Origin of the sequence: Aquabacterium sp. (assembly GCF_004297345.1) — a bacterium.
In the GTDB taxonomy this organism is placed as follows: domain Bacteria; phylum Pseudomonadota; class Gammaproteobacteria; order Burkholderiales; family Burkholderiaceae_C; genus Aquabacterium.
On the sequence record NZ_SCTN01000252.1, the window covers coordinates 1 to 13,150 of the forward strand.

At 61.6% G+C, this 13,150-nt stretch carries 12 protein-coding genes; 5 read left to right on the plus strand and 7 right to left on the minus strand.

Features of this window, described 5'->3' with window-relative positions:
* Positions 1–124 precede the first annotated feature (124 nt).
* Both EPO09_RS08880 and radA read left to right on the plus strand, forming a co-directional pair.
* Positions 125–622: an acyl-CoA thioesterase gene (locus tag EPO09_RS08880; RefSeq protein WP_290642267.1), complete on the plus strand. Its 498-nt coding sequence runs from the start codon at positions 125–127 to the stop codon at positions 620–622.
* A 31-nt stretch (positions 623–653) separates the two neighbouring features.
* On the plus strand, positions 654–2,030 hold the full coding sequence (gene radA, locus EPO09_RS08885) for a DNA repair protein RadA (RefSeq protein ID WP_290642269.1): 1,377 nt from the start codon (positions 654–656) through the stop codon (positions 2,028–2,030).
* Positions 2,031–2,048: 18 nt separating this feature from the next.
* Here the strand turns inward: radA and murJ are convergent, their stop codons facing one another.
* Positions 2,049–3,611 carry a murein biosynthesis integral membrane protein MurJ gene (gene murJ, locus EPO09_RS08890; protein WP_290642271.1) on the minus strand — a complete coding sequence of 521 codons (1,563 nt, stop codon included), beginning with the start codon at positions 3,609–3,611 and terminating at the stop codon, positions 2,049–2,051.
* 162 nt (positions 3,612–3,773) lie between these two features.
* On the opposite strand from murJ, the gene rpsT reads away from it, so the two are divergent.
* A complete protein-coding gene (gene rpsT, locus EPO09_RS08895) occupies positions 3,774–4,067 on the plus strand; it encodes a 30S ribosomal protein S20 (RefSeq protein ID WP_290642273.1) in 294 nt (97 codons plus the stop codon).
* A 179-nt stretch (positions 4,068–4,246) separates the two neighbouring features.
* Here rpsT and EPO09_RS08900 read toward each other — a convergent pair whose 3' ends face one another.
* Positions 4,247–4,600, minus strand: coding sequence for a DUF3579 domain-containing protein (locus tag EPO09_RS08900; protein ID WP_290642288.1), 354 nt, complete (start codon positions 4,598–4,600; stop codon positions 4,247–4,249).
* Positions 4,601–5,068: 468 nt separating this feature from the next.
* Here EPO09_RS08900 and EPO09_RS08905 point away from each other — a divergent pair, with 468 nt between their 5' ends.
* Both EPO09_RS08905 and argF read left to right on the plus strand, forming a co-directional pair.
* On the plus strand, positions 5,069–6,271 hold the full coding sequence (locus EPO09_RS08905) for an aspartate aminotransferase family protein (protein WP_290642275.1): 1,203 nt from the start codon (positions 5,069–5,071) through the stop codon (positions 6,269–6,271).
* 18 nt (positions 6,272–6,289) lie between these two features.
* Positions 6,290–7,222, plus strand: a complete 933-nt coding sequence (gene argF, locus EPO09_RS08910) for an ornithine carbamoyltransferase (RefSeq protein WP_290642277.1) — start codon at positions 6,290–6,292, stop codon at positions 7,220–7,222.
* A 125-nt stretch (positions 7,223–7,347) separates the two neighbouring features.
* On the opposite strand, the gene EPO09_RS08915 is transcribed toward argF, so the two are convergent.
* From EPO09_RS08915 to EPO09_RS08935, 5 genes are all read right to left on the minus strand, one after another.
* Positions 7,348–8,712 (minus strand): methyl-accepting chemotaxis protein, encoded by a 1,365-nt coding sequence (locus EPO09_RS08915; RefSeq protein WP_290642279.1) that lies wholly within the window; start codon positions 8,710–8,712, stop codon positions 7,348–7,350.
* 39 nt (positions 8,713–8,751) lie between these two features.
* Positions 8,752–9,465, minus strand: a complete 714-nt coding sequence (locus EPO09_RS08920) for an RNA polymerase sigma factor FliA (RefSeq protein WP_290642281.1) — start codon at positions 9,463–9,465, stop codon at positions 8,752–8,754.
* A gap of 21 nt (positions 9,466–9,486) precedes the next feature.
* The gene (locus EPO09_RS08925; RefSeq protein ID WP_290642283.1) at positions 9,487–10,329 is read right to left on the minus strand and encodes a flagellar biosynthesis protein; all 843 of its coding nucleotides are present in this window, start codon (positions 10,327–10,329) and stop codon (positions 9,487–9,489) included.
* A gap of 46 nt (positions 10,330–10,375) precedes the next feature.
* On the minus strand, positions 10,376–12,193 hold the full coding sequence (gene flhF, locus EPO09_RS08930; RefSeq protein ID WP_290642285.1) for a flagellar biosynthesis protein FlhF: 1,818 nt from the start codon (positions 12,191–12,193) through the stop codon (positions 10,376–10,378).
* Positions 12,190–13,150: FHIPEP family type III secretion protein (locus tag EPO09_RS08935; protein ID WP_290642286.1), on the minus strand; the 961-nt coding region annotated here is incomplete at its 5' end. The genes EPO09_RS08935 and flhF, both read right to left, overlap by 4 nt.

Consider the following 13,150-nt stretch of genomic DNA (forward strand, 5'->3'; position numbering starts at 1 on the left):
CCCCTTCCCTTGAGCCGCGCCCCAAATCGGCACACTCCTTGCATCAAGGTGGGGCCTCCAGGAAGTTCTCTGCGGGCAAACTGATTGAATGCACCAAAAAATGGATATCGCTGCGGAACGACACATGGACATCGACCACCAACGCCATCAACTGCGCATGACCGTGCTCATGACGCCGGACATGGCCAACTTCTCGGGCAATGTGCACGGGGGCACCATCCTCAAGCTCCTGGACCAGGTCGCCTACGCCTGCGCCAGCCGCTATGCCGGCTGCTATGTGGTGACCCTGTCGGTGGACCAGGTCACCTTCCGCCAACCCATTCACGTGGGCGAACTGGTGACCTTCCTGGCCTCGGTCAACTTCACGGGCACATCGTCCATGGAGATCGGCATCAAGGTGATCGCCGAGAACATCCGCACCCAGGTGGTGCGCCATGCCCAGAGCTGCTTCTTCACGATGGTGGCCGTTGGCGACGACACGAAACCCACCCCGGTGACACCGCTGACGCCCAGCACACCCGACGAGGTTCGCCGCTTCAATGCCGCCAAGCTGCGCCGCCAGTTGAGGCAGGAGCTGGATCAGCGCTTCAAGGCCATCCAGTCCGAAACCGCGCAAGCCTGACCTCCTCACGCCATGCCTGACAATGCCGGGCATGGCCAAGGAAAAAACCGTCTATACCTGCAGTGAATGTGGTGGCATCAGCCCCAAATGGCTGGGCAAGTGCCCACACTGCAACGCTTGGAACACGCTGGAAGAAACACGCGCTGAACCAGCCGGCGCCAGCAAGAACCGCATGCAGGCGCTGGCGCGCGGGCTCAATGCCGCGCAGCCCGTCACCACACTGGCTGACATCGAAGCCGCGGATGTGTCCCGCACGCCCACTGGTCTGGAAGAGCTGGACCGCGTGCTGGGTGGCGGCATCGTTGCCGGTGGCGTGGTGCTGATCGGCGGCGACCCAGGCATCGGCAAATCCACCCTGTTGCTGCAAGCGCTGGATGCCTTGTCCCGCCAGATGCCCGTGCTGTATGTGACGGGCGAAGAAAGCAGCGCCCAGGTGGCCCTGCGGGCCCGGCGACTGGGCCTGGATGGCTCGCACGTGCGCGTGCAGGCCGAGATCCAGCTGGAAAACATCATCGCCACCATGGCTGCCGAAAAGCCAGCCTTCTGCGTGATCGACTCGATCCAGACCGTGTTCTCGGATCAGCTCACTTCGGCGCCCGGCTCCGTGGCACAAGTGCGTGAATGCGCAGCCCATCTGACACGCGTTGCCAAATCCAGCGGCTGCACGATGGTGCTCGTGGGGCATGTGACCAAGGAAGGCGCCCTGGCCGGCCCGCGCGTGCTGGAGCACATCGTCGATACGGTGCTGTATTTCGAGGGCGACACGCACAGCAGCTTCCGACTGATCCGCGCGATCAAGAACCGCTTTGGCGCCGTCAACGAAATCGGCGTGTTCGCCATGACGGACAAGGGACTCAAGGGCGTGACCAACCCCAGCGCCATCTTCCTGTCTACCCACAGCGAACCGGTGCCGGGCTCCTGCGTGCTGGTCACACTGGAGGGCACGCGTCCCTTGCTGGTGGAAATTCAAGCCCTGGTGGATGCCGGCGGCCCCAGCCCGCGCCGTCTGAGCGTGGGCCTGGAGCGCGATCGCCTGGCCATGCTGCTGGCCGTGCTGCACCGCCACGCGGGCATGGCGTGCTTTGATCAGGACGTGTTCGTCAATGCCGTGGGCGGCGTGCGCATCAGCGAGCCGGCCGCCGACCTGGCGGTGTTGCTGGCGATCCAAAGCAGCCTGCGTGGCAGGCCTCTGCCCAAGGGCTTCATTGCCTTTGGCGAAGTGGGCCTGGCGGGCGAAATCCGCCCTGCCCCGCGTGGTCAGGATCGTTTGAAGGAAGCGGCCAAGCTGGGCTTCTCGATTGCCGTGGTGCCCAAGGCCAATGCGCCGAAGAAGCCTGTCGAGGGCCTGACCATCCATGCCGTGGACCGCGTGGAAGAAGCCATCGAGCTGGTGCGCTCACTCATGTGAGCCGCACAAGACAGGGCCTCAGCCCTTGATCGCCTGCCTCAGGTTCAGACCTGAAGCGATCAGGGCACCGAAGTACACCACAGCAGCACCGACCAAGCACCCAGCCAGCGCACCGATACGCAACCAGGGCTGCTGGCGCAACTCCACCCACAGGATGTGCTCGGATGCGAACCACAGGCCGGCCCCCAACAGCGCGGTCGCGATCACGATGCGCACGCTGAACAACATCCAGCCAGGCGAAGGCTGGTAACGCCCGGCCTTGCGCAAGCCTGTCAACAACCAGCCAGCGTTGACCAGAGAGCCCAGACCGATGGACAAGGCCAGGCCGGCGTGCCCCAGATACGGCACAAAGATGGCGTTGAAAATCTGCGTGATCACCAGCACCGTGATGCCGATGCGCACCGGTGTCTTGATGTCCTGAGTGGCATAGAAACCAGGCGCAAGCACCTTCACGCCGATCAGCCCCAGCAGGCCCACGCCGTAGCAGGACAAGGCCAGCACCGTCTGCTTCACGTCATTGGGCGAGAAGTGCCCGTAGTGATACAGCACGGCCACCAGCGGCTTGGAGAACACCAACAAGGCCACGGCACTGGGCAAAGCCAGCAAGAGCACCAGGCGCAAGCCCCAATCTAGCAAGGATGAAAACTGATTCACGTCACCGCTGGCCTGCGCGCGCGACAACTGCGGCAGCAGCACCACCCCCAAAGCCACGCCCAACATCGCCGTAGGGAACTCCATCAGGCGATCGGCATAAGTCAGCCAGGACACGGCCCCCGCACCCAGATGCGACGCGATCTGCGTATTGACCAGCAAGGACACCTGCGACACGGACACACCCAGCACCGCCGGCGCCATCTGACGCAAGATCCGCCCCACGCCTGGATGCGCCCTCGCCTGCCGCCACGCTGCCAACGTCAAACCCACGCGCGGGATCATGCCAATCTTCAGCAAAGCCGGAACTTGCACGCCCAATTGCAGCGCGCCACCAATCATCACGCCAATGGCCAGCGCGAACACGGGCTCGATACCGTGCGACTTGAACAAGGGCGACACGAACACTGCCGCACCAATCACGGACATGTTCAGCAAGACCGGCGTTACAGCCGGCACGCCAAAGCGCCCCCAGGTGTTGAGGATGCCGGCACTGAGCGCCACCAGTGACATGAACCCGATGTAGGGGAACATCCAGCGCGTCATGACCACAGCCGCATCGAAACCGCCGCTTTCCTTCAGACCCGACGCCATCGCCCAGACCACAAAAGGCGCGCCGATCACGCCCAGAACGCACACGATGGCCAACACGCCAAACAGCACCGTGCCAACTGCGTTGACCAGATCGTGTGTGGCCTGGTCGCCATTCCTGGCGCGGCTCTCGGCCAGGATAGGCACAAAGGCTTGCGAAAAAGCGCCCTCGGCAAACAGGCGGCGCAGCAAATTCGGGATTCGAAACGCCACGTTAAAGGCGTCCGTCGTGGCGCTGGCACCGAAAGCTGCCGCGATCAGCAACTCCCGAACCAGGCCAGTGATGCGTGACGCCAGGGTCAACAGGGAGACGATGGATGCGGATTTCAGCAAGCTCATCCGGCCATTATAGAAAGCGCAGCACGCCTGACTTGGCAGCACACAGGAAGCGCGCTATAATCTTCGGTTTTCCAACCAACTTAGCCCTGTTGGGTGCGAATTGTTTGTTTGGGTAAACCTAACAAGGCCAAACAAGACAGGCATTCGCAGGGCTCGAAAATCATGGCATCTGCATCCAAAGCCAAAAAGACCGTCCGTATTGCCTCGGGCCGCAAGCGCGCTCGTCAAGACGTCAAGCTGAACGCAGCCAACTCGGCTCTGCGTTCGAAGTTCCGCACCGCCATCAAGAGCGTGCTCAAGGCTGTGCAAGCTGGCGACAAGCCCAAGGCTTCCGAAGCTTTCAAGATTGCTCAAAGCGTGATCGACTCGATCGCCGACAAGGGCATCTTCCACAAGAACAAGGCCGCTCGCCACAAGAGCCGCCTGTCGGCCAAGATCAAGGCCATCGCCGCCTGATTTCGGTTCGCCGACCTGAGGTTTCGGCCTCACACAACAAGGCTCGCTTCGGCGGGCCTTTTGTTTTGTCGGCTCGAAATCAGAATCCGGCTCGCCCTCATAGGCATCCGAATCCAGACTTCCGCGAGACAAACGCCAAAAGCGCCATCACGTGGCGCCATTCGTCAATCATCACCAAGTCAGGTTCGAGGCGGATCGGGCAACAAGCAGGCTTCGACCACCTGCAAATCGTTGTCTCGGGCGAAGTTCATGACGAAATCCCAGGCCATGGGCTCCAGGGCTCGCAAGGCTTCATTGACCACCACGCACTTCACATCGCCCATGCTTGTGGGCACGCAATACGGCGAATAACCGATGTGCGCAGCCATACCCATGGCGGCTCCGCCGGGGCGGAAACTGGACATGGCGCCAGCCAGACGTTCAGCCCAATCGCTAGGGCGAAAGGTTTTGCCGTTACTGGTGATGCCTTGAATGAAGACTTCGCGTGGTTTGGTGGGATTGGGGGTTGGGGGCGTAGGTAAAGTCGTCGACACGGTGGCGCTTCCGACGGGCTGTGCAATGGGTGAATTGACAGGCGCAGCGACAGATTGTGTCTGACGACTGCGGGGAACAAGGGCAGACTGAGACGGGTAGTCCTGGCCCGGCACCTTGGTGATGGACACGGCCTCAATGAGCGTTTCCATGCGTGACAGTCCTCCATTGTCGCGTTCGAATTGATCTCCCGCAACATTGATGCCAAGAGTCCGCGCCCTCAAGTGGGTCACCGACTTGACACCCGCCCGTGCGCAGCCCATTGCGCGCACCACAAGGGCAATGTCGGCGAGCCTGACAGCCGGCTGAAGTCATTGCAAGCCGTTCATCACCCTGGTTCTGCACGGAAATCGCCTGTGCGTGAACGATGCCCGCATTCCTGAGGCGTCGCCTTTTACTTAGAATAGGCTCTGGCGCAGTGCCTGCTGCGCCTTTTTTCTTTTGCAAACGAACCTGAGATCCCTCGCACCATGAACGCTCCCGTGTCGATGCCCCATGTGATGCCCACCTACGGCCGCCTGTCCATTGCCCTGTCGCATGGCGAAGGCGTTCGCGTCTGGGACACCGATGGCCGACGCTATCTGGATGCGCTGTCCGGCATCGCGGTCAACACTTTGGGCCACAAGCACCCCAAACTGGTCCCCGCCCTGCAGGATCAGGTCGAAAAGATGATCCACTGCTGCAACTACTACCAGGTGCCGCTGCAGGAAGAACTCGCCCGCCTGCTGGTCGAGCGTTCGGGTATGACCAACGTCTTCTTCTGCAACTCCGGCCTGGAAGCCAACGAAGCCGCCCTGAAGATTGCGCGCAAGTACGGCCACGAAAAAGGCATCGACCGCGCTGAAGTGGTCGTGTACGAGAAGGCCTTCCATGGCCGCTCGATCGCCACGCTGTCGGCCACCGGCAACCCCAAGGTGCACGCTGGCTTCGAACCACTGGTCGAAGGCTTCGTGCGCGTGCCGCTCAATGACATCGCCGCGCTGGAAGAAGTCGCCCGCACGCGCCCCAATGTGACCGCCGTGTTCCTGGAAGTGATCCAGGGCGAAGGCGGCATCAACCCGGCCCGCGCCGAGTACCTGCAAGCCGTGCGCGCCCTGTGCGACAAGCAAGGCTGGCTGCTGATGCTCGACGAAGTGCAATGCGGCATGGGCCGTACCGGCAAGTGGTTTGCCCACCAGTGGGCCGGCATCCAGCCTGACGTGATGCCGCTGGCCAAGGGCCTGGGCTCGGGCGTGCCGATTGGCGCCGTGGTTTGCGGCCCCAAGGCTGCCAATGTGCTGCAGCCTGGCAACCATGGCACGACTTTCGGCGGCAACCCCTTGGCCATGCGCTCTGGCGTGGAAACCATCAAGATCATCGAAGAAGACCAGTTGCTGGCCAATGCAGCACGGGTGGGCCAACACCTGCACGACGCACTGGTTCGTGAACTGGGCGAACTCAAGGGTGTCTCGGAAATCCGTGGGCAAGGCCTGATGATCGGCATCGAGCTGGATCGCCCTTGCGGCGTGCTGCTGCAACGCGCCGTAGATGCCGGCCTGCTGCTGAGCATCACGGCCGACAAGGTCATCCGACTGTTGCCCGCCCTGATCGTCACGGCGCAAGAGGCCGACGAGATCGTGGCCATCCTGGTGCCGCTGGTCAAGGCATTCCTGTCTGAAACAAGCGCTGCTTAAACTGACGTCTGAATTCGCATGAAGCCCGGTATGAGTCTCATCAAACACTATCTGCAGTTCAAGGACCTTCGCGAACAGGAGTACACCTACCTGTTCGAGCGTGCCGCGATCATCAAGAAGCGCTTCAAGAACTACGAGAAGTACACCCCTCTGGTGGACCGTACCCTGGCCATGATCTTCGAAAAAGCTTCCACGCGCACCCGCGTGAGCTTCGAAGCGGGCATGTACCAGATGGGCGGCTCGGTGGTGCACCTGACCACGGACGGCAGCCAGTTGGGCCGCAGCGAGCCGATCGAAGACAGCGCGAAGGTGATCTCGCGCATGGTCGACATCGTGATGATCCGCACTTACGAGCAATCCAAGCTCGTGAAGTTCGCGGCCAACTCGCGCGTGCCGGTCATCAATGGCTTGACCAACGAGTACCACCCTTGCCAGATCCTGGCCGACATCTTCACCTACATCGAACATCGCGGCTCGATCAAGGGCAAGGTCGTGGCCTGGGTGGGCGACGGCAATAACATGGCCAACACCTGGCTGCAGGCCGCAGAGATCCTGGGCTTCACGGTGCACGTGAGCACCCCAAGCGGCTACGAGATCGACCCGGCTGTGGCAGGCATCAAGGACACGAGCTGCTACAAGGTCTTCAAGGACCCGATGGACGCCTGCCGTGGCGCGCACCTGGTCACCACTGATGTGTGGACCAGCATGGGCTTCGAAGCCGAGAACGAAGAGCGCAAGAAGGCCTTTGCCGACTGGTGTGTCGATGCCGACATGATGGCCGTGGCCGCACCAGACGCGCTGTTCATGCACTGCCTGCCGGCGCACCGAGGCGAAGAGGTTGAGGCAGATGTCATCGACGGGCCGCAGTCCGTCGTGTGGGATGAGGCGGAGAACCGCTTGCACGTACAAAAGGTACTCATGGAGTACCTTTTGTTGGGGCGCATTGGCTGAAAGCCAATGTGAACCTGGGCCGTCAGGCCCGCAAGCGGTTCCGGCGAAGGCTCATATCGCGTAGCGATGTGAAGCCACCAGAGGTGGCGGCCGTAGCCAAAACCGGCTGACAGAACCGATCTTGATCAGAACCGATAAGCCAGGCGCAAACCGCCCCAGTGCTTGCCCGCTACCGTGATGGGCGCAGCCACCTCCTTGAGCAGCACGAACTTGCCGCCGCCCATGTCGCGGCGGTAGGTTTGCAACAAAAAGGGGCGCTTGTTGCGCGCAGAAGCCAGGCCCGTTCGATCATTGAAGATGCGACGCCAACGTGAATTGGCCGTGTTCCACACCACATCGCCTGGTCGCTGAGGTTGGCAATAGATGTGGTTGTGCGTCGAGATATAGCCATTGCGATCAGCCGCAATGCAGAACACCACATCCGGCAGCGCCTTGATGGCTTCTTCCTGGATAGACGGGAACAACTCGTCTGTCAGTGTATTGAAGCGCGTGGCGTGCTGCTGAGGCTGGGTGCCGGCCATGGCCTGGTAGTTCTCATCAAACAGATGCTCCAGCGTCACGCGCCGAGAAGCCACCGCAGCCTCCAGCGTGGCCGAAATCTGCAGCGCGGTTTGTTGGACCAGTTCGATATAGGGCGTATCGGCTGTGTGGACACCACAGCCGGCAATCATTTCCATCAGGCGCTCGGATACGGTCAGCACGGCGTCGCTGCGCTTGAACGCGGCAGACAGCTCCTGACGGGCCTTGCCCACCTCGCCTTCCATGAGGCTGATTTCCTGATTCACACCTTGCGTCAATTGACGGCTGGCATCTGCGGCCGCACTGATGCGTTGCACGCCCTCTTCCACACCATGCAATGCGGCATGAAAGGTTCGGCGCCCCTCGCCTTTGGCGGCATCACCACCTTGATCGGTCAGATCACTGGCCAGGGATTGAATGCGTTGATCGAGTTGCCCGATCGTGCTCATGATGGCTTTGGAAATGGACTCCACTTGCGTGGACAGGTCCTTCACCGCATCGGCCACCACGGAGAAGCCGGCGCCGGCCTCGCCCGCACGTTTGGCTTCAACCGAGGCGTTGAAGGCCACCAGCCGCGTCTGCAAGGCAACCTGGGTGATTTGCTGAGCAGCGTCGGACACTTGATGTAAGGTCTCGACCACACCGCTGACTTCTCGCCCCACATGGGCCACGGATTCGCGCGCTTGCTGCATGGATGCCATGCCGCCTACGGTTTCGGCGTGGATCTGATCTTGAGAGCGGACGATGTCCTGCAGCTTGGCCACGAGGCTGGCCAGGGTCTCGGTCTGGTGATTGGCCACCGCTGTGGTGTCTTCAAGGCTGCCGCGCAATTGCGCCGCCTCGCAACCCAGGCCGCTGGTATCGCGCTCCAGGGTTTCGGCCAGTTGAATCAACTCGTGGTTCATGGTGGGCGCAGCAGCATACTGAACCACCGTGGTCTCAACAGGCTTGCGATGGAACCAGCTGAACATGGTTGGGCGCCCTCACACTCGTTCCGATTCAGTGACCGCTCACCACTCTCTCAGCTTGACACGCAGGCGAGCGATGGACTGACTGTGCAACTGGCACACGCGGGATTCGGTCACGCCCAGCACAGCGGCGATTTCCTTGAGATTCATGTCTTGCTCGTAGTACATGCTCATCACGTACTGCTCACGCTCAGGCAGGTTCTTGATGGCTTCGACCAGAGCATGCCGCATGCGATGGTCCTGCAGCAAGCTCAAAGGGTCGTTGCCCTCGTCGGTCACGTGGCGATCGAGGTAGTCGTTGTCGCCATCCTCGCCGCTCATGTCTTCCAGGTAGATCAGCTGGGTGCCGCGCACCTTGCCGAGCATCTCCTGGTAGTCGACCAAGGTCATGCCCATTTCCTTGGCGATTTCGCTTTCTTGCGGTGCACGGCCCAGGCGTTGCTCCAGCCTGTGCACGGCACCTTCAATGTCGCGCTGCTGTTTGCGCGTGCCGCGGCTGAGCCAGTCTGCGCCGCGCAACTCGTCGAGCATGGCGCCACGAATCCGCTGGGTGGCAAAGGTCTCGAACTGCACGCCCTGCCCTGCATCGAAACGCGTCAGCGCATCGGTCAGGCCAATCATGCCGACCTGAATCAGGTCATCGATCTCGACGTTGGCCGGCAGTTTGGCAATCATCTGGTGCGCCAGGCGTCGCACTAGAGGACTGTATTGGCGCAACATCGCGTCGATCTCAAGTCGTCCTTTGGCGGTGTACATGCTCTGCTCCATGAACATCAATCAATTGAGTACGGGGGCTGCGCAAGAAGGCAAGGCTGCCCCCGGCGACATCAGGTGGTCAAAGGCCGTGTCACTCAAGGCGAGCGGCAAGGCTGTGCGCAGCAGACCAGCTGCCAGTTCGAGAAATCGGGGATGCGGATCAACGCTGGCAGGCTCGCGCGGATCCAGCAGTTGCCAGTCACGCTGGGCCACGCCCAGAAAGTCATCGGCACAGCGAGCCAGGCGCTCGGCCACAGGCTGGGCTTGCTGGCTGCGCGCCGTGGCACACACGAGCAGGTCATAGGCCATCCAGGCGCCGCGCTGGCTGATGATCTTGACGGCCGAGTAAGCCTCTTTGAGACCTTCGGCCAGATCGTTGGTGAACAACAAAGGCCGCAAATTGGTGCCACGAGCACGCTGAGAGAACAGGCGAACGATCTCGCTGGCAGAGGCGTGCACGATGACCACATCGTATTGCGGTGCGGCATTGGCGATGGTGTCGAGCAGGCTGCTGCACGAACCGCGGGCATCTACATAGCGCAAGGGCAAACCACGGGCTGGCATGTAGCCCACCTGGTCTGACAGCACTTCGATGCCCTCGGCCAGATCGAACTCGGCGAGCTCGCCAGGCGGGCGGGCCTGCTCGCTGGCATCCACCACCAGCACCTTGAGGTTGAAGCCGGTATAGGCCGCACACAAGCGCTCCAGCACCAAGCCCCCGCAAGCGGTGGCTGCATTGGCCACCACCGGTACGAAACGTAGAACCCGGGAGGCAAACATCTGCCTCATTCCTTGCGCCTGGTCCACCGGGTGGTGGGCACGGGTACCGCTTGTGCTGACCTGATGGCTGTCGTGGCGGGTCATGTGTGGGCTGTCTTTTTTATTGATCTGGATGGGTGACAAGCTGTGATCAAGCGTGACGAGGAGAGGCCATGGCGTCTGCATTCACTTGCGCGGAAAACACCAGGCTGACCTCGTTGGGATCGAGCCTGTAAGCAGGGTTCAGGCTCGCCCTCAGAGCACGGTGCACCAGCGCTTGCGCCGACAGACGATGCCAATCTTCGGGCACCCGTTGGCCATTGGCCACACCCAGCACTTTCAACTTGTGACGAATTAACGCATCCAGTGCCGGACCGAGCTTCACGGCTTCATCCAGCTTGGACAGCACCACGCCAGCGCAGGCTTCTGCGTGATACGAATGCATCACATCCTCAATCGAGTCACCTTGTGCTGCCGTGTTGATGACCAGCAGTTTTCGGATGCTGGGATGCGCCAGCATGTCCAGCAGTTCTTTGGTGCGGCCATCGCGTTGGGCCATACCGGCTGTGTCGATCAGGATCAGCTTCTTGCCGGACAGTAGTTCCAGCAGGTCTTCCAGGGCAGCACGGTCGTGCGCCATGTGCACGGGCACACCGAGGATGCGGCCATAGGCACGCAGTTGCTCGTGAGCACCGACGCGATAGGCATCCAGCGTGATCAGGCCGAGGTTCGACGCGCCGTGCTTGGCGGCGAAGGTAGCAGCCAGCTTGGCGGTCGATGTGGTTTTGCCCACGCCGGTCGAACCGATCAGGGCAAACACGCCGCCTTGATCTTCGATGGGCAGTTCGTGATCAGCCGTGTTCAGGTTGCGCTGCAGCACTTGCGTGGCCCATTGCACTTCATCGTGGGCGCCGTTGCAGACTTCAGCAGGCATCGCATCCAGCATCTTGCGGATCAGCACGGCAGAGAAACCAGCATCCAGCAGGCGTTGAGCCAGTTGGGCTTGCGAAGGCGTGCGGCCGAGCTTTTCGATGAAAGCCATCGTCTCGAAGCGCTCTTTCATCATGGCGCGCATGGCACGCAGCTCACCCAGCATTGAGGCGTTGGCGTCTTGCGCTGCCTTCAGCGCAGACAAGGTGGCGGCATCGGGTTGCGCAACACGGATGGCATCACGCGCCGGCGTGACCTTGTCCATGGTCAGGTCAGCATGTTCGCTACGCAGTGGCACCACTTGCGCGGGCTTGGGCTGTTGCTGCGCGGCCTGTTGCGGGCGAGCCTGAGGTGCAGCCTGACGCGGGGCAGCAGGAGCCTGACGAGGTGCGGGCGGCGCCCACTGGTCCATATCTTCGTCCACCTGAGGGGCAGGACGGCCACGCATGCTCTCACCCGTCAGATCCACAGAGGTGGATACGGCGGGCTTGGCAGCCTTGGGCTGGGCAAAGCGCTGATTGAGTTGTTCTTCAGGCGGCAAGGCCATGGCTGGCTCTGTACGGGCCTGCATCGCAGCCTGGCGGCGCTTGAGCATGCGTTCGCGCACATAGTCCTGGAAGGACAGCGTGCTCATGGCCAGTTGCTTGACGTCGTCTTGAACCGTGTTGGCCAGGTTGGCCATGGTTTCCTTGGCCTGCTTGGCTGCGCCCTTCTTGGGTGGCAGGCTCACGCCGTCATCACGAGATTCCATGCGCGGTTCGGCACGGGTGTCCTGGCGAAACTCATGGCGAGCCTCACCCCTGGATTCCGAGCGAGCTTCACCACGAGGCTCCGCACGCTGAGGCACGAGTTCGGGCGCATCACGTTCCACGGCATAGTGATCCATGGCAGGCACGCTGTCAGCGGCCATGGCCAGGATTTCAATGCCACCTTCAGCAGCAGGCTTGGTCGACAGCACCACGGCATCGTTGCCGAAAGCTGCTTTGACCTTTTGCATGGCCTCACGGCTGTTCCGTCCAGTAAAGCGTTTGACGTTCATGCGTGGCCTCCGATCAGGGTACCGATGCGAATCGAATGTGTCTCAGGAATCTCGCTGTGACCCAGCACCTTGAGACGGGGTGCGGCGCGTTTGAGCAGGCGAGCCACCGATGGGCGGATGATGTCCGGCACCAGCAGGCAGGCGGGGTGGCCCATGTTTTCCTGACGCTGTGTGGCCTCTGAGGCCTGGCGGGTCAGGTGGTCGGCCACGCCCGGATCGAGCATGGGGCCACTGGGCGATGTCAGGGCTTGTGTCAGCAGGCGCTCCAGATCGGGGTCGATGGCAATCACATCGAGTTCACGCACGGGGCCGTAGATCTGTTGCACGATGGCCGGAGCCAGACCAATTCGAATACGGCGAGCCAGTTCGGCCTGATCGTTCACCACATTGGGGCTAGACGCAGCCTGCTCGGCGATCGTTTCGATGATCGATCGCATATCGCGAATGTGCACACCTTCTTCGAGAAGGAGCTGCAGCACTTTTTGCAGGGTAGAGATGCCGACCATCTTGGGAACCACGTCTTCGATGAGTTTGGGGGCCAGTTTCGTCACATGCTCTACCAGTTGTTGGGTTTCGACTCGTCCCAGCAACTTGGCTGCATGGAGTTGCATCAAGTGTGAAAGATGGGTGGCCACCACGGTCGAGGGATCAACGACTGTGTAGCCGGCCATTTGCGCGGCATCCCGCTGGCGTTCTTCCACCCACACAGCGGGCAGGCCGAAGGCGGGATCCACGGCGGCCGTACCGGGTATCGGGTTAACCACATGGCCTGGGTTTATGGCCATCAGCATGTTGGGGAAGACCTCGCCCTCACCCACCACGGCGCCACGCAAGGTGATGCGGTAGAAGCTGGGCTTGAGCTCCAGGTTGTCCTTGATGTGCACAGATGGCGGCAAAAAGCCGACTTCTTGCGCGAACTTGCGGCGAACGCCCTTGATCCGGGTCAGCAGATCGCCA

Excerpts from the sequence above, each read along its gene's own strand:
- EPO09_RS08880 (WP_290642267.1), top strand. The coding sequence starts at position 125 with ATGGACATCGACCACCAACGCCATCAACTGCGCATGACCGTGCTCATG.
- radA (WP_290642269.1), top strand. The coding sequence starts at position 654 with ATGGCCAAGGAAAAAACCGTCTATACCTGCAGTGAATGTGGTGGCATC.
- murJ (WP_290642271.1), bottom strand. The coding sequence starts at position 3,611 with ATGAGCTTGCTGAAATCCGCATCCATCGTCTCCCTGTTGACCCTGGCG.
- rpsT (WP_290642273.1), top strand. The coding sequence starts at position 3,774 with ATGGCATCTGCATCCAAAGCCAAAAAGACCGTCCGTATTGCCTCGGGC.
- EPO09_RS08905 (WP_290642275.1), top strand. The coding sequence starts at position 5,069 with ATGAACGCTCCCGTGTCGATGCCCCATGTGATGCCCACCTACGGCCGC.
- argF (WP_290642277.1), top strand. The coding sequence starts at position 6,290 with ATGAAGCCCGGTATGAGTCTCATCAAACACTATCTGCAGTTCAAGGAC.
- EPO09_RS08915 (WP_290642279.1), bottom strand. The coding sequence starts at position 8,712 with ATGTTCAGCTGGTTCCATCGCAAGCCTGTTGAGACCACGGTGGTTCAG.
- EPO09_RS08920 (WP_290642281.1), bottom strand. The coding sequence starts at position 9,465 with ATGTACACCGCCAAAGGACGACTTGAGATCGACGCGATGTTGCGCCAA.
- EPO09_RS08925 (WP_290642283.1), bottom strand. The coding sequence starts at position 10,329 with ATGACCCGCCACGACAGCCATCAGGTCAGCACAAGCGGTACCCGTGCC.
- flhF (WP_290642285.1), bottom strand. The coding sequence starts at position 12,193 with ATGAACGTCAAACGCTTTACTGGACGGAACAGCCGTGAGGCCATGCAA.